Here is a 15,446-nt window from a genome sequence, read left to right on the forward strand (position 1 = left end):
TGCACGCTGTTGGGTCCTGAGGGACCGGATGCGATCTTCGGATCGTTTCTGTACCTCTGGGCCTCTTGTTGTTTCCCCTGTGGGGGTGGCGAGAAGGGGTACCGCCCGTACTTTGAGAACTACACAGTGGACGCGAGCATCTTGCAGCCGGCTTCGGTCGGTTGCACAAGATGATCTTAAAGATCATTAGTCAATTTCATGCCAGGCCTTCGGGTCTGGTGTCGATTCTGATTCAAACTCATGTGATTTCAAGTCTTTAAGAGCAAACGGTGGATGCCTTGGCATCTGGAGCCGAAGAAGGACGTAGCAATCTGCGATAAGCCTCGGGGAACTGATAAGCAAGTTTTGATCCGAGGGTGTCCGAATGGGGAAACCCCGCTGGGCGGCGTGCCGACCTAGTGACTCCCGCCTGAATATATAGGGCGGGTAGAGGGAACGTGGGGAAGTGAAACATCTCAGTACCCACAGGAAGAGAAAGCAACCGCGATTCCGTTAGTAGTGGCGAGCGAAACCGGAACAGGCTAAACCTAGCGTGTGTGATAGCCGGCAGGCGTTGCACGTTGGGGGTTGTGGGACTTTTCAGTCATCTCTGCCGAGATGGCGGCGTTACACGATGGTATAGACGAACGGTCTTGAAAGGCCGGTCATAGAGGGTGCCAACCCCGTAGTCGAAATGCCAACCGTGGCGCGAAGAGTATCCCAAGTAGCACGGGGCCCGTGAAATCCCGTGTGAATCTGTCAGGACCACCTGATAAGCCTAAATACTCCCAGATGACCGATAGCGGACAAGTACCGTGAGGGAAAGGTGAAAAGTACCCCGGGAGGGGAGTGAAATAGTACCTGAAACCGTTTGCTTACAAACCGTTGGAGCAGCCTTAGTAGCTGTGACAGCGTGCCTTTTGAAGAATGAGCCTGCGAGTTAGCGATATGTGGCGAGGTTAACCCGTTGAGGGGTAGCCGTAGCGAAAGCGAGTCTGAATAGGGCGATTCAGTCGCATGTCCTAGACCCGAAGCGAAGTGATCTATCCATGGCCAGGTTGAAGCGACGGTAAGACGTCGTGGAGGACCGAACCCACTTAGGTTGAAAACTGAGGGGATGAGCTGTGGATAGGGGTGAAAGGCCAATCAAACTTCGTGATAGCTGGTTCTCTCCGAAATGCATTTAGGTGCAGCGTTGCGTGTTTCTTGCCGGAGGTAGAGCTACTGGATGGCCGATGGGCCCTACAAGGTTACTGACGTCAGCCAAACTCCGAATGCCGGTAAGTGAGAGCGCAGCAGTGAGACTGTGGGGGATAAGCTTCATAGTCGAGAGGGAAACAACCCAGACCACCAACTAAGGTCCCAAAGCGCGTGCTAAGTGGGAAAGGATGTGGAGTTGCCTTGACAACCAGGAGGTTGGCTTAGAAGCAGCCACCCTTGAAAGAGTGCGTAATAGCTCACTGGTCAAGTGATTCCGCGCCGACAATGTAACGGGGCTCAAGCACGCCACCGAAGTTGTGGCATTGACATTATTGGTAGGCCTTCGTGGTCCAGCCGTGTTGATGGGTAGGAGAGCGTCGTGTGGCCAGCGAAGCGGCGGTGTAAACCAGCCGTGGAGGCTACACGAGTGAGAATGCAGGCATGAGTAGCGAAAGACGTGTGAGAAACACGTCCTCCGAAAGACCAAGGGTTCCAGGGTCAAGCTAATCTTCCCTGGGTAAGTCGGGACCTAAGGCGAGGCCGACAGGCGTAGTCGATGGACAACGGGTTGATATTCCCGTACCGGCGAAGAACCGCCCAAGCTAATCCAGTAGTGCTAAGTGTCTGAATCCCAGTGACTGATCCCTTCGGGGTGACGCGTTGGGCCTAGCGCACGACCCCATTCTGGTGCGGTTAGCGTATTAACAGGTGTGACGCAGGAAGGTAGTCCAAGCCAGGCGATGGTTGTCCTGGTGCAAGTGCGTAGGCCGAGAGATAGGCAAATCCGTCTCTCACATAGGCTGAGACACGATGCGGATAAAAAGTGGATGATCCTATGCTGCCAAGAAAAGCATCGACGCGAGGTTCTAGCCGCCCGTACCCCAAACCGACTCAGGTGGTCAGGTAGAGAATACCAAGGAGATCGAGAGAATCGTGGTTAAGGAACTCGGCAAAATGCCCCCGTAACTTCGGGAGAAGGGGGGCCTTCGACGTATTAGGACTTGCTCCGAAAGCGTTTGGAGGCCGCAGAGACTAGTGGGTAGCGACTGTTTACTAAAAACACAGGTCCGTGCCAAGTCGCAAGACGATGTATACGGACTGACGCCTGCCCGGTGCTGGAAGGTTAAGAGGACCGGTTAGCCGCAAGGCGAAGCTGAGAATTTAAGCCCCAGTAAACGGCGGTGGTAACTATAACCATCCTAAGGTAGCGAAATTCCTTGTCGGGTAAGTTCCGACCTGCACGAATGGCGTAACGACTTCCCAACTGTCTCAACCGCGAACTCGGCGAAATTGCATTACGAGTAAAGATGCTCGTTACGCGCAGCAGGACGGAAAGACCCCGTGACCTTTACTACAGCTTGGTATTGGTGTTCGGTGTGGCTTGTGTAGGATAGGTGGGAGACTGTGAAGCATGGACGCCAGTTCATGTGGAGTCATTGTTGAAATACCACTCTGGTCACTCTGGATATCTAACTTCGAACCGTAATCCGGTTCAGGGACAGTGCCTGGTGGGTAGTTTAACTGGGGCGGTTGCCTCCCAAAAAGTAACGGAGGCGCCCAAAGGTTCCCTCAACCTGGTTGGCAATCAGGTGTCGAGTGTAAGTGCACAAGGGAGCTTGACTGTGAGACTGACAGGTCGAGCAGGGACGAAAGTCGGGACTAGTGATCCGGCAGTGGCTTGTGGAAGCGCTGTCGCTCAACGGATAAAAGGTACCTCGGGGATAACAGGCTGATCTTGCCCAAGAGTCCATATCGACGGCATGGTTTGGCACCTCGATGTCGGCTCGTCGCATCCTGGGGCTGGAGTAGGTCCCAAGGGTTGGGCTGTTCGCCCATTAAAGCGGTACGCGAGCTGGGTTTAGAACGTCGTGAGACAGTTCGGTCCCTATCCGCTGCGCGCGTAGGAAATTTGAGAGGATCTGACCCTAGTACGAGAGGACCGGGTTGGACGAACCTCTGGTGTGTCAGTTGTTCCGCCAGGAGCACCGCTGATTAGCTACGTTCGGGATGGATAACCGCTGAAAGCATCTAAGCGGGAAGCCGGCCTCAAGATGAGATTTCCATACCTTCGGGTGAGAGGCTCCCAGCCAGACTACTGGGTTGATAGGCCAGATGTGGAAGTGCAGTAATGCATGCAGCTGACTGGTACTAATAAGCCGATGACTTGATAACACACCGTTTGTTGGTGCTACGCGTCCACTGAGTGGTTCTCGATGTACGGTCGAGAACCCTACAGACAACAATGATTTGTCTATAGGTTTGATTGAAACATCAATAGTGTTTCGGCGGCCATAGCGTGAGGGAAACGCCCGGTTTACATTCCGAACCCGGAAGCTAAGCCTCACAGCGCCGATGGTACTGCAGGGGGGACCCTGTGGGAGAGTAGGACACCGCCGGACTTCTTTTACACAGAAAAGCCACCCAATGTTGGGTGGCTTTTCTGCGTTAACGCGTGCGCAAGCGCAAGCGCAAGTGCAAGCGCAGTCGTCGACTGACCGGGCGCAGCAGAGAATGCGCAGCGTCAGCGCTTGAGCCGTGACTCGAGTACGGACGCCGTCTCGATCACGGCGTCCGCGAGGATACGCTCATCGAGCTCGCCGCCGGCCCAGGTCACTGCGACCGCGGCCACGGGCCAGCCCGCATGATCGCGGACGACGGCGCCGACGCTGCGCAGTCCGTCTGCCACCTCGCTGTCTTCGGTCGCATAGCCGCGTTCACGAACGGTGCGCAGCAGCTCGCGCAGTTCGCCCGGCTTCCTGGGGCCGCGTCCCGTACGGTCGGGGAACGCAGACGCGCTCGGATACAGTGCGCGCACCTGCTCGCGGGGGAGCGCAGCCAGCATGGCCCGCCCCGAGGCGGTGAGGTGCGCGGGCAGGCGGACGCCGACATCCGTCACGAGAGCCTGCCGTCGGGGAGCGCGCTCCTCGACGATATAGAGCACGTCGCCGCCGCTCATCACCGCCAGGTGGGTGCTCTCCCCGAGACGATCTGAGAGGGCGGCCACAAGAGGCCGCCCGATGCGCGCGAGCGGCTGCTGCCGCGCATATCCGCCGGCGAGTTCGAATGCCGAGGTGCCGAGGCCCCAGCGCCGGTCTTCCTTCATGTGCAGCACGAACCCGTGCGTAGCGAGGGTCGTGAGCAGGTGATAGACGGTGGAGCGGGGCAGCTCGAGTTCGCGGGCGATCGCCGAGGCGGCGACGGGCGCGGGGCGCCCGGCCAGATAACTCAGGATCCGCAGCGTGTTGTGGGCGGCGGGCACCTGCGCGGCGGCCACTTCATTGTCTGGGATCACAGACACAGGATGTCACGATCACCTGCCACGCGCGAGCCGTCGGGTGTGGAATCGAGACATGACCGATCTTCCCGCCGTCCTCGTCGGCGATGCACCCCTGAGCCCCGCCGACGTCGTCGCGGTGGCGCGCCATGGCGCGAGCGTTACGATCAGCTCCGCCGCTCTCGACCGGGTCGCGGAGACGCGGCGCGTGATCGACGGACTCGCGGCAGATCCGCACCCGCACTACGGCGTCTCGACGGGTTTCGGCGCGCTCGCGACGACCTTCATCGCCCCCGACCGCCGCCTTCAGCTGCAGGCGAGCCTCATCCGCTCGCACGCGGCCGGCACCGGCGCCGAGGTCGAACGCGAGGTCGTCCGCGGCCTGCAGCTGCTGCGCCTTCAGACGCTCTCCTCCGGCCGCACGGGTGTTCGCCCCGTCGTGGTCGAGACCTACGCTGCTCTGCTGAACGCGGGCATCACCCCGATCGTGCTCGAATACGGATCGCTGGGGTGTTCCGGTGACCTCGCCCCGCTCGCGCACATCGCACTCGCGGCGATGGGAGAGGGCGATGTGCGTGACGCCGAGGGCACGCTCATCCCGGCATCCGACGCGCTGGCCGCAGCCGGCATCCATCCCCTCACTCTCGTCGAGAAGGAGGGCCTCGCGCTCATCAACGGCACCGACGGCATGCTCGGCATGCTCGTGCTGGCGCTGCACGACCTCGAGACGCTGCTCGTGACGGCCGACATGGCGGCGGCGATGTCGGTCGAGTCGCAGCTGGGCACGGATGCCGTCTTCGCGGCCGACCTCATGGCGCTGCGACCGCAGTCCGGCCAGGCCGAGTCGGCGGCGAACCTGCGGGCCTTCCTGCACGATTCGCCGATCGTGCACAGCCACAAGGGACCGGAGGACGGGCGCGTGCAGGACGCATACTCCCTGCGTTGTTCGCCGCAGGTCCACGGCACCGCGCGCGACACGATGGGCTACGCATCGACCATCGCCGAGCGCGAGCTCGCCAGCGTCATCGACAACCCGGTGATCACGGTCGATGGGCGCATCGAGTCGAACGGCAACTTCCACGGTGCACCGGTCGCGGCGGTGCTGGACTTCCTGGCCATCTCGGTCGCCGACGTGGCCTCCATCTCCGAGCGGCGCACCGACCGCGCGCTCGATCCGGCACGCAACCACGGGCTGCCGCCCTTCCTCGCCGACGAGGTCGGTGTCGACTCGGGGCTGATGATCGCGCAGTACGCGGCGGCTGGAATCGTCTCGGAGCTCAAGCGGCTCGCCGTTCCGGCATCCGTCGATTCCATCCCGTCCTCGGCGATGCAGGAGGACCACGTCTCGATGGGGTGGGCTGCTGCTCGCAAGCTGCGCCGTGCGATCGACGGCCTCGGCCGTGTCATCGCGATCGAGGTGCTCACCGGTGCCCGTGCGCTGGATCTGCGCGCTCCGCTGCAGGCCGGCCCCGCGACCGGAGCGGTGCGCGACCTGGTGCGCACGGTCGCCGCGGGCCCCGGACCCGACCGATTCCTCTCACCCGACATGGAGGCCGTGACCGCACTCGTGCAGTCCGGCGCCATCGCCCGCATCGCAAAGGAGCACGCGAATGACTGACATCACGACGGATACGACTCCGACCACCGGGCCGCGCACGGTTCGCGCCGCCCGTGGCAACCAGCGCACCGCCAAGAGCTGGGGTGCGGAGGCGGCGAAGCGGATGCTGATGAACAACCTCGACGCCGAGGTCGCCGAGCACCCCGAAGACCTCGTCGTCTACGGGGGCACGGGCAAGGCGGCGCGCAGCTGGGAGGCGTACGACGCGATCGTCCGCACGCTCGATGAGCTCGAGCCGGACGAGACGCTGCTCGTGCAGTCGGGCAAGCCGGTCGGCGTCTTCCGCACGCACGAGTGGGCGCCGCGCGTGCTGATCGCCAACTCGAACCTCGTGGGCGACTGGGCCAACTGGCCCGAGTTCCGCAAGCTCGAAGAGCTCGGTCTGATCATGTACGGCCAGATGACCGCGGGGTCGTGGATCTACATCGGCACCCAGGGCATTCTGCAGGGCACGTACGAGACGTTCTCCGCGGTCGCCCGCTCGCTGGGCAAGGACTCGCTCAAGGGAACGCTGACGCTGACCGGCGGTGCGGGTGGCATGGGCGGCGCTCAGCCGCTCGCGGTGACCCTCAACGACGGCGCCGTGCTGATCGTCGACGTCGACGAGTCGCGTCTCGCCCGTCGTGTGCAGCACGGCTACCTCGACGAGTACACCACCGATCTCGATGCGGCGATCGCGCGGGTCGTCGCGGCGAAGGATGCGGGCGAAGCGCTCTCGGTGGGCGTGGTCGGCAACGCGGCCGAGGTCTTCCCCGAGCTGCTGCGTCGCGGGGTGCCGATCGACATCGTCACCGATCAGACCAGCGCGCACGACCCGCTCGCCTACCTGCCGGTCGGCATGGCCGTCGCCGACTGGAAGTCCGAGGCCGAGCGGGATGCGGAGGAGTTCACCCGCCGCTCGCGCGAGTCGATGGCTCAGCATGTCGCGGCGATGGTCGCGTTCCAGGATGCCGGGGCCGCGGTCTTCGACTACGGCAACTCGATCCGGGCCGAGGCGCAGCTCGGCGGATTCGATCGCGCCTTCGAGTTCCCGGGCTTCGTGCCGGCGTACATCCGCCCGCAGTTCGAAGAGGGTCGCGGACCCTTCCGCTGGGCGGCGCTCTCGGGCGACCCCGAGGACATCTACAAGACCGACCGTGCGATCGCCGAGCTGTTCCCCGAAGACAAGGCTCTCCACCGCTGGCTCGAGAAGGCCGGCGAGAAGGTGCACTTCGAGGGACTGCCCGCGCGCATCTGCTGGCTCGGATACAAGGAGCGCCACCTCGCCGGCCTCAAGTTCAACGAGATGGTGGCCTCGGGGGAGCTGGCCGCGCCGATCGTGATCGGCCGCGACCACCTCGACTCCGGCTCCGTGGCGTCGCCGTATCGTGAGACGGAGGCCATGAAGGACGGCTCGGATGCGATCGCCGACTGGCCCCTGCTGAACGCGCTGCTCAACACGGCATCCGGTGCATCGTGGGTGTCGCTGCACCACGGCGGCGGAGTCGGCATCGGGCGCTCGATCCATGCAGGGCAGGTGACCGTCGCCGACGGATCGGCGCTCGCCGCCGAGAAGCTCGAACGCGTGCTCACCAACGATCCGGGCACCGGCGTCATGCGCCATGTCGACGCCGGATACGAGCACGCTCGGGACATCGCCCGTGAGCGTGGACTCAAGGTGCCGATGCTGTGAGCACCTCGCTGATCACGAACATCGCCGAGCTGACGACCAACGTCGCCTCGCCCGACGGCGACCGCTTCGGCACGCTCGTCGACGCGGCAGTGCTCATCGACGGCGAGCGGATCGCATGGGTCGGGTCCGCCGCGGATGCGCCGGAGGCCGACGTCGTCCTCGACGCGGCGGGTCGCGCCGTCATCCCCGGTTTCGTCGACAGCCACAGCCACCTGGTCTTCGGAGGCGACCGCGCTGTGGAGTTCGAGGCCCGGATGGCGGGGCAGCGATACGCCGCCGGCGGCATCCGCTCGACCGTGGCCGCGACACGAGCGGCGAGCGACGACGAGCTGCGCGCGCGTCTGCGGGTATTCGTCGACGAGATGCTCGCCCAGGGCACCACGACGGTCGAGATCAAGAGCGGCTATGGCCTGAGCGTGCGAGACGAGGAGCGCCTGGTGCGCCTCGCGGCGGAAGTCACGCCCGAGGTCACCTTCCTCGGAGCGCACGTGGTGCCGGTGGAGTACGCCGACCGCGCGGACGAGTACGTCGACCTGGTGACAGGGCCGATGCTCGACGCGTGCGCTCCGCATGCGAAGTGGATCGACGTGTTCTGTGAGACGGGTGCGTTCTCGGTCGAGCAGTCGCGAAGGGTGCTCGAGGCGGGCATCGCACAGGGGCTCGTTCCCCGAGTGCACGCGAGTCAGCTCGGCCCGGGTGAGGGAGTACGCCTCGCCGTCGACCTCGGCGCGGCATCCGTCGACCACGGCACCTACCTGACCGACTCCGACATCGAGGCGCTGGCAGCATCCGACACGGTGCTCACGCTGCTCCCCGGGGTGGAGTTCTCGACGCGCCAGCCGTATCCCGACGCGCGACGACTCATCGACGCGGGCGTGACCGTGGCGATCGCCTGCGACACGAATCCGGGATCGAGCTTCACGTCGTCGATGCCGTTCTGCATCGCGCTCGCGGTGCGCGACATGGGCCTGACCCCCGCCGAGGCGGTGTGGGCGGCGACCGCCGGGGGCGCTCTGGCGCTGCGCCGCGACGATGTCGGCGTGATCACGCCGGGCGCGCGGGCGGACCTCGTGCTGCTGTCGGCGCCGACCCGCATCCATCTCGCCTACCGACCCGGAGTCCCGCTCGTCGAGCGGGTGTGGAAGGACGGCGTCGGGGTCTTCGCAGCATCCGGAACGGCAGAGGGGACGAATCATGGCACTGTCGCACGATGAGTTCTGGCCGCGCGCGGGCTCCTGGCCCGGGTTCGAGACAGGGGATGACGCGGATGCCGTGCTGCTCGGCGTGCCGACCTGGCGCACCTCGCTGTCACCGACCGGAGCACACGCGACGCCCGCCGCGATCCGCGAGGCGCTCACCCGGTACAGCGCGACGCTCATGGGGCCGCCCGTGGTCGATCTCGGGGCGGCACTCCGCGTGCTCGATGCCGGGGACGTCGACGAGCCGGACGGCGAGGACGGCATCGCGACCACCGTCCGGCGCGTGCGCGAGCTCGCTGACGCCACCCGTCTCGTCATCGCACTCGGGGGCGACAACGCCCTGACCTATCCGGTCGCGCGCGGTGCCGGGGCCACCGGACTCATCACCATCGACGCGCACTTCGATCTGCGTGACGGCATCTCGAACGGATCGCCCGTCCGTCGGCTGATCGAAGACGCGCCCGATGGCGAGAGGATCGACCCGACGAGGATCGTCCAGATCGGCATCGCGGACTTCGCGAACTCCGCCGCCTACGCGGCGCGTGCTGCCGGGTGGGGAATCCGCGTGATCACCCTCGACGAGGTTCGCCGCCGGGGCATCGAGGACGTCGTCGCGGAGGCGACGCGCATCGCCGGAGCGGGTGCCGCCGCCCGCATCCACCTCGACGTCGACGTCGACGCGGCCGACCGTTCCGCGGCGCCGGGCTGCCCGGCATCCGTTCCCGGCGGCTTCGCCGCGTGGGAGCTGCGCCACCTCGTGCGCGCGATCGTCGGCGACCCGCGTGTGGTCAGCGCCGACATCGCCGAGGTCGATGCGACCGCTGACACCGACGACCTCCGCACGGTGAGGCTCGCCGCGCTGTGCGTGCTCGAGATGCTCGCGGCGCTCGCGTCCCGCTGACACGGCGTCGGGAGAGCGCCACTCAGTTCAGCGCCGATGTCAGCCGGAACAGGCCGTCGAGGAAGGTTGACTTCGCAGGCTCGCGCAGCCATTCGTCGAGTGTCAGCTCCCGCCCGGCGGCGCGGTACTTCTGCTCGACCTGGCGCATCTGCGCGACGAAGGACCCGCCCCGCACCAGCAGCGACATCTCGGAGTTGAGGCTGAAGGAGCGGATGTCCATGTTGCTCGAGCCGATCACGGCGATGTCGTCGTCGATCGAGAAGTGCTTGGCGTGCAGGATGTACGGCGCGGGGTAGAGGAAGATGCGCACTCCGGCTCGCAGCAGCGTCTCGTAGTACGACCGCTGTGCGTGATAGACCATCGCCTGGTCGCCGAGCTCCGATACGAACAGCTGCACGTCGAGTCCGCGCTGGCATGCCGTGGTGATGGCATAGATCATCGCCTCGTCGGGCACGAAGTACGGGCTCGTCAGGATGACCTTCTCGGTCGCGCCGTGGATGAGCGAGAGGAACATCCGCAGGTTGTTCTCGGTGCCGTATGCCGGCCCGCTCGGCACCATCTGGCAGTGCAGATCGGCGGGTGGAGGTGCGGGAACGGCGGTGGCCGGTACGCGTTCGACCGCGGACAGGTCCTCGCCGGTCTCGATGAGCCAGTCCGACAGGAACACCGCATCGACCTGGGCGACGACCGGTCCGTCGACGCGGGACACCAGCTCCTGCCACATGAGGCCGCGTCTGATGTTCTTCTCCGAGTTGTAGTCGCGGGAGATGAGATTCTGCGAGCCGACGAAACCGACGTGGCCGTCGACGACGACGAGTTTGCGGTGGTTGCGCAGATCGGGGCGCTGGTACTCGCCCTTGAGCGGGCGAACCGGCAGCATCCATGCCCACGTCACGCCGACCCTGTCGAGCTCCGCGAAGGTCTCCTCCGACTTCGGGATCTTGCGCGAGGCGATGTAGTCGGCCAGCAGGCGCACCGTCACCCCGCGGGCGACGGCCCTCTCCATCGCGTCGAAGAAGCCCCGGGTCGTCTCGTCGCGCGCCGCGATGTAGAACTCCACGTGCACGTATCGCTCGGCGGAGTCGATGGCTGCGGCCATCGCGTCGATCGATGCCTGGTAGTCGTCGATCAGCTGCGCCGACGAGGCACCGACCATCGGCAGGCCGGTGAGGGCGTGATTCTGCTGCGCGACACGCTGCAGCCACCGCGGAGCCTCGGCATCCGGAAGGTCGAGGGCGCGCTCGGCGATCATCGCCGTGATGCGCTGCTGCTCGTCACGGCGCTTCTTCGGCAGCCGGAAGTCTCCGATGAGCAGGTAGAGCGCGATGCCGATGAAAGGAAGCAGGAACACGAGCAGCAGCCACGCCATCGCCGCGGTGGGCTTACGATCGCGCGGGATGTAGATCAGCGCGAGTACGTTGATGCAGAACGCCGCGATCGCGAGCACCGACCAGACCAGGTTCGCGGAGAGCAGCGAGTCCATGACTCCTCCTTCGAGGGATGCCGGCATGCCAGAGGGGTTCCCCGTGCGACCTGCGCGAGTGAGGTGCACGCTAGCAGTGGCGCGGCCGCGCCTCCACAGGCCCTCACCCGGAGGGTGCGATGCCGTCCGCGCTGCTCAGACCCCGGGGATCAGCAGGTGCGCGATCGTGAAGATCGCCAGGCCCGCGAGCGCGCCGACGAACGTGCCGTTCAGACGGATGTACTGCAGGTCGCGGCCGACCATGAGCTCGATCTTCTCGGTCGTCTCGACCGGGTCCCAGCGCTCGACGGTGTCGGTGATGATCGACGCGATGTCGTGGCGGTAGCGGTCGACGAGGAACACTGCGGCATCCGACACCCACGTGTCGACGCGGTGCTGCAGCGCGGCATCCGTCGTGAGCCTGTCGCCGATCTCCTGCAGAGCCTGTGCTGCCCGCACACGCAGACCGCTCTCGGGGTCGGCGAGGGCGGTGAGCAGTCCGTTCTTCGCCGTGTCCCAGGCCTCGGCGGCGAGGGCGCCCACGCGGGGGCTGTCGAACAGCGATGCCTTGGCGTTCTCGAGCTTGGCCCTCGTCGCGGGGTCGTTCTGCAGGCTGTCGGCGAGGCGGGCGAGGTAGCCGTCGACGGCGATGCGTGCCGGATGCTTCGGGTCGGCCTGCACGGCGCGGACGAACTTGACCGCCTCGTTGTAGGCGGTGTCGTCGACGAATCGGTGGGCGAGCTTCGGCACCCACCCGGGGAGCCTGCGCGAGATGAGTCCCGAGAACGACTCGGCGTTCGCATCCAGCCAGCGGCCGATGCTGTCGGCGGCGAGGTCGACCGCCCCGTGGTGCGCATCGGCCTCGACGATCTTCTCGAGCCAGGCGCCGGCGGGCGGTCCCCACTCGGGAGAGACGAGGTGCTCGCGGGCGAGGTCGGTGATGAGGTCGCGCACGTCGTCGTCGCTGAGAGCGTTCAGGACGGCGGTCGCGATCGTCGCCCCCTCGGCCGCCACGCGTTCGGCGTGGGCGGGCTCACGCAGCCATTCACCGGCGCGCTTCGCGATCGCCGTGCTCGCGAGCTTGGTGCGCACGACGCTCGCCTCGAGGAAGTTCGTCTCGACGAACTCGCCCAGCGTGCGGCCGATCTCATCCTTCCGGTTCGGGATGATCGCGGTGTGCGGAATGGGCAGCCCCAGCGGCCGACGGAAGAGCGCGGTCACGGCGAACCAGTCGGCGAGAGCACCCACCATGCCGCCTTCAGCGGCGGCGCGGACGTAGGCCAACCACGGCTGTCGCTCCTGGAAGGCGAACGCGATCACGAACACGACCGCCATGAAGATCAGCGCTCCGAGAGCCACCGCCTTCATGCGGCGAAGAGCGCGAAGTCGTACCTGGTCTGCGGGCGACAGGAGCGCCATCGGGGTTCGCGGCATGACGTCATCCTTTCACGGGGAGTCCTCGCTGAGGTCGGCTTGCAGCGTCCGGTCCGTTCGCCCTTCACCGAGTCCACGCTGTGTAGTACTCTCACTACAGTTCGAAACGGGGTCCATCGTGTTCACCATGACCGCTCGAGAGTTCAACCAGTCCGTCGCGCGCGCTCAGCGCGTCGCCGACGGGCAGCCCGTGATGATCACGAGACGTGGCGAGCCCGCCTATGTACTGCTGAGCATCGGAGAGTACGAACGCCTCCGGCCCGCCGCTCTGACGGAGGACACGCGATCCTTCCTGGACGTCGTCCGGCCCCTCCCTGAGGGGGCGGATCCCGATGACGTCTTCGGTCAGATCATGGACGAGATCGCCGCCGACAGATCGCGTGACTTCGGACGAGAGATCGACCTGTGACACCGTTCCTGGTCGACACGAAGGTGATCTCGGAGATCCGTCGGCCCAGGCCCGACCTCGGCGTGGCGCGGTGGTTCGGCGCGACGGCTCGGCAGTCCATGCACATCAGCGTGATCACCGGGCTCGAACTCGAGCGCGGCGTCCTCCTGGCGCGGAGACGGGATGCCGTCGCCGCCGCGTCTCTGGAACGGTGGCTGGACTCGGTCAGAAGCGGACTGGTTCACCCCGCTCTCGAGGTGACGCAGGCGATCGCTCAGATCACCGCAGCCATCCAAGTGCCGAACCGGCGTCCGCTCGGCGACTCGCTCATCGCGGCCACCGCGCTGCACCACGGACTGACGCTGGTCACCCGCAACGAGAGAGACTTCGACATCCCGGGACTCGCTGTCCTCAACCCGTTCTCGGGCTGACCGAGGCAGGATCCGAGTACCCTCGAATCGTGATCGAAGACATCAAGAAGCGTGCGCTGCACCGCACCAGCATCCTCGAGGGTCAGATGCGCGGAGTCGCGCGGATGATCGAGAGCGAGGAGTACTGCATGGACATCATCACGCAGTCCCGCGCGATCCAGCGTTCGCTCGAGTCCCTCAACCGCCTGCTGCTCGAGAACCATCTGCGCACGCACGTGACGCACATGTTCGACGAGGGTGGGGAGGAGCGCGACAAGGCCGTCGACGAGCTGCTCAAGGCGTTCGACTTCGACCGCAAGTAGCGCCGCGCTCCTCCGCTCCGCGTCAGCGTCCGCCGCCGAACACCTCGCCCTCCATGGCGTCGTAGCCCTCGGCCTGCGGGTCGCCGTGCGAACCGCCTGACAGCGCGTACTCCTCTTCGGGCGAGAGCACGAGGCGGTGCCGGAAGAACAGACCGAATCCGAGCAGGATGATCGCGTAGACGATCGCGATCGCGATGATCGCCGGGCCGAAGGTCGGGTTGAGCAGGAAGCCCACGAAGATCAGTGCCGCGATCACCAGGGCGATCACCGCGCCGGGGATGCCCCACGGGCTGACGTACGGACGGTCGACGTTCGGGAACTTCTTGCGCAGGATGATGAACGACACGAGCTGCAGCCCATAGGCGACGACGGCTCCCCAGACGGCGATGTTCAGCACGATCGCGCCGGCGACCGTTCCGGCACCCTCCGAGTCGACGGCCGTGAGCACGTCGAGCACGATCAGCGCGACGAAGCCGACCGCCGCGCCGACAGTGAGCGCGACCCACGGGGTCTGCCGCTTTCCGGTGAGCGAGAGGAAGCGGGGGTAGTAGCCGGCGCGGGACAGTGAGTACATGTTGCGTCCGTAGGCGAACATGATTCCCTGCAGCGACGCGAGCAGGCCGATGAGGGCGAACAGCGCGAGCACGGCGGCGAGCTGGTCGCCGACGATCGCGCGGAAGCCGTCGAGCAGCGGCTCACCGGCGGTGCCGGTGGCCTCGGCGCCGATCACGCCGGTGTTCAGGAACAGCACCAGGAGTCCGGTGACGATCAGGGTGCCGCGGGCCCAGAATCCTGCCTTCGGGATGTCGCGGGTCGGGTTGTGCGACTCCTCGGCCGCGAGCGGGAGCTCCTCGATGCCGAGGAAGAACCACATCGCGAACGGCAGCGCGAACAGGATCGGCAGGACGCCGTGCGGAAGGAACGCGGTCTGGCCCTCGTCGGGGACGATGTCCCACAGGGCATCCCACGAGAACGCGCCGGAGAAGATCGCCATGGCGGAGAACACCAGGATGATGCCGATGGAGATCACGGAGACGACGATCGCGAAGCGGAACGAGATGGCGGCGCCCGCGGAGTTCAGGGCGATGAAGACGACGTAGAGGATGAGATACCAGACCCAGCCCGGCAGTTCGAGGCCGAGCAGCTCGCTCGTGATGCCGTTGGCATACGACGCCGAGAAGTAGACGATCACCGCCGTGGTCGCGACGTACTCGATGGTCTCGGCGGCTCCGGTGACGAGACCGCCCCACGGACCCATGGCCGAGCGGGCGAAGGAGTACGCGCCGCCGGTATGCGGCATCGCGGCCGCCATCTCGCCGATCGCGAAGATCATGCCGTAGTACATCGCCACGAGGATGGCGAACGCGATCAGCATCCCGCCGAAACCCGCGAAGTCGATGCCGAAGTTCCAGCCGGAGAAGTCGCCCGAGATCACCGCGGCGACCGCCAGACCCCACAGGCCCCAGACGCCGGCCGACCTCTTCAGCGTCCGTTTCTCGAAGTAGTCACTCCCGGCACGTGTATAGGTCGCTCCGGCGACCTTGCGGGATTCATTGCTCTGCTGGGACATCCGCTCTCCGTTCGCA

11 protein-coding genes and 2 rRNA genes are annotated in these 15,446 nt (G+C 65.5%); 9 read left to right on the plus strand and 4 right to left on the minus strand.

Features of this window, described 5'->3' with window-relative positions; all coding sequences use genetic code 11:
• Positions 1–246 precede the first annotated feature (246 nt).
• Positions 247–3,351, plus strand: a 23S ribosomal RNA gene (locus tag BEP68_RS17350).
• Positions 3,352–3,460: 109 nt separating this feature from the next.
• A 5S ribosomal RNA gene (rrf, locus tag BEP68_RS17355) occupies positions 3,461–3,578 on the plus strand.
• Between the two features lie 122 nt (positions 3,579–3,700).
• Here the strand turns inward: rrf and BEP68_RS17360 are convergent.
• Positions 3,701–4,477, minus strand: coding sequence for an IclR family transcriptional regulator (locus tag BEP68_RS17360; RefSeq protein WP_410054844.1), 777 nt, complete (start codon positions 4,475–4,477; stop codon positions 3,701–3,703).
• Between the two features lie 52 nt (positions 4,478–4,529).
• Here BEP68_RS17360 and hutH point away from each other — a divergent pair, with 52 nt between their 5' ends.
• Genes hutH through BEP68_RS17380 form a run of 4 tightly spaced genes read left to right on the plus strand, consistent with a single transcriptional unit; the run spans position 4,530 to position 9,843 of the window.
• Positions 4,530–6,071, plus strand: a complete 1,542-nt coding sequence (gene hutH, locus BEP68_RS17365) for a histidine ammonia-lyase (protein ID WP_187250714.1) — start codon at positions 4,530–4,532, stop codon at positions 6,069–6,071.
• Entirely contained in the window at positions 6,064–7,743 is a 1,680-nt protein-coding gene (gene hutU, locus BEP68_RS17370) for a urocanate hydratase (protein WP_053097822.1), read from the plus strand. Before hutH ends, hutU begins: the two co-directional genes overlap by 8 nt.
• Positions 7,740–8,957 (plus strand): imidazolonepropionase, encoded by a 1,218-nt coding sequence (hutI, locus tag BEP68_RS17375; protein WP_187250715.1) that lies wholly within the window; start codon positions 7,740–7,742, stop codon positions 8,955–8,957. The genes hutU and hutI overlap by 4 nt, the downstream gene beginning before the upstream one ends.
• Positions 8,938–9,843, plus strand: a complete 906-nt coding sequence (locus BEP68_RS17380; RefSeq protein WP_187250716.1) for an arginase family protein — start codon at positions 8,938–8,940, stop codon at positions 9,841–9,843. The genes hutI and BEP68_RS17380 overlap by 20 nt, the downstream gene beginning before the upstream one ends.
• A gap of 22 nt (positions 9,844–9,865) precedes the next feature.
• Here the strand turns inward: BEP68_RS17380 and cls are convergent, their stop codons facing one another.
• Both cls and BEP68_RS17390 read right to left on the minus strand, forming a co-directional pair.
• Positions 9,866–11,326: a cardiolipin synthase gene (gene cls, locus BEP68_RS17385; protein ID WP_187250717.1), complete on the minus strand. Its 1,461-nt coding sequence runs from the start codon at positions 11,324–11,326 to the stop codon at positions 9,866–9,868.
• A 135-nt stretch (positions 11,327–11,461) separates the two neighbouring features.
• Positions 11,462–12,739 (minus strand): DUF445 domain-containing protein, encoded by a 1,278-nt coding sequence (locus tag BEP68_RS17390; RefSeq protein WP_053097814.1) that lies wholly within the window; start codon positions 12,737–12,739, stop codon positions 11,462–11,464.
• 127 nt (positions 12,740–12,866) lie between these two features.
• Between BEP68_RS17390 and BEP68_RS17395 the strand changes: the two genes are divergently transcribed.
• Genes BEP68_RS17395 through BEP68_RS17405 form a run of 3 tightly spaced genes read left to right on the plus strand, consistent with a single transcriptional unit; the run spans position 12,867 to position 13,860 of the window.
• Positions 12,867–13,148: a type II toxin-antitoxin system prevent-host-death family antitoxin gene (locus BEP68_RS17395; RefSeq protein ID WP_053099257.1), complete on the plus strand. Its 282-nt coding sequence runs from the start codon at positions 12,867–12,869 to the stop codon at positions 13,146–13,148.
• Positions 13,145–13,558 (plus strand): type II toxin-antitoxin system VapC family toxin, encoded by a 414-nt coding sequence (locus tag BEP68_RS17400; protein ID WP_187250718.1) that lies wholly within the window; start codon positions 13,145–13,147, stop codon positions 13,556–13,558. Before BEP68_RS17395 ends, BEP68_RS17400 begins: the two co-directional genes overlap by 4 nt.
• A 29-nt stretch (positions 13,559–13,587) precedes the next feature.
• Positions 13,588–13,860: a metal-sensitive transcriptional regulator gene (locus BEP68_RS17405; protein WP_053097810.1), complete on the plus strand. Its 273-nt coding sequence runs from the start codon at positions 13,588–13,590 to the stop codon at positions 13,858–13,860.
• Positions 13,861–13,882: 22 nt separating this feature from the next.
• On the opposite strand, the gene BEP68_RS17410 is transcribed toward BEP68_RS17405, so the two are convergent.
• Positions 13,883–15,430, minus strand: coding sequence for an amino acid permease (locus tag BEP68_RS17410; RefSeq protein WP_053097808.1), 1,548 nt, complete (start codon positions 15,428–15,430; stop codon positions 13,883–13,885).
• Positions 15,431–15,446: the final 16 nt, after the last annotated feature.

Origin of the sequence: Microbacterium sp. 4-7 (genome assembly GCF_014332665.1) — a bacterium.
Taxonomy (GTDB): domain Bacteria; phylum Actinomycetota; class Actinomycetes; order Actinomycetales; family Microbacteriaceae; genus Microbacterium.

What these genes read in the sequence shown, in the direction of transcription:
- hutH (WP_187250714.1), top strand. Translation starts at nt 4,530, where the DNA reads ATGACCGATCTTCCCGCCGTCCTCGTCGGCGATGCACCCCTGAGCCCC.
- hutU (WP_053097822.1), top strand. Translation starts at nt 6,064, where the DNA reads ATGACTGACATCACGACGGATACGACTCCGACCACCGGGCCGCGCACG.
- BEP68_RS17380 (WP_187250716.1), top strand. Translation starts at nt 8,938, where the DNA reads ATGGCACTGTCGCACGATGAGTTCTGGCCGCGCGCGGGCTCCTGGCCC.
- cls (WP_187250717.1), bottom strand. Translation starts at nt 11,326, where the DNA reads ATGGACTCGCTGCTCTCCGCGAACCTGGTCTGGTCGGTGCTCGCGATC.
- BEP68_RS17390 (WP_053097814.1), bottom strand. Translation starts at nt 12,739, where the DNA reads ATGCCGCGAACCCCGATGGCGCTCCTGTCGCCCGCAGACCAGGTACGA.
- BEP68_RS17395 (WP_053099257.1), top strand. Translation starts at nt 12,867, where the DNA reads ATGACCGCTCGAGAGTTCAACCAGTCCGTCGCGCGCGCTCAGCGCGTC.
- BEP68_RS17410 (WP_053097808.1), bottom strand. Translation starts at nt 15,430, where the DNA reads ATGTCCCAGCAGAGCAATGAATCCCGCAAGGTCGCCGGAGCGACCTAT.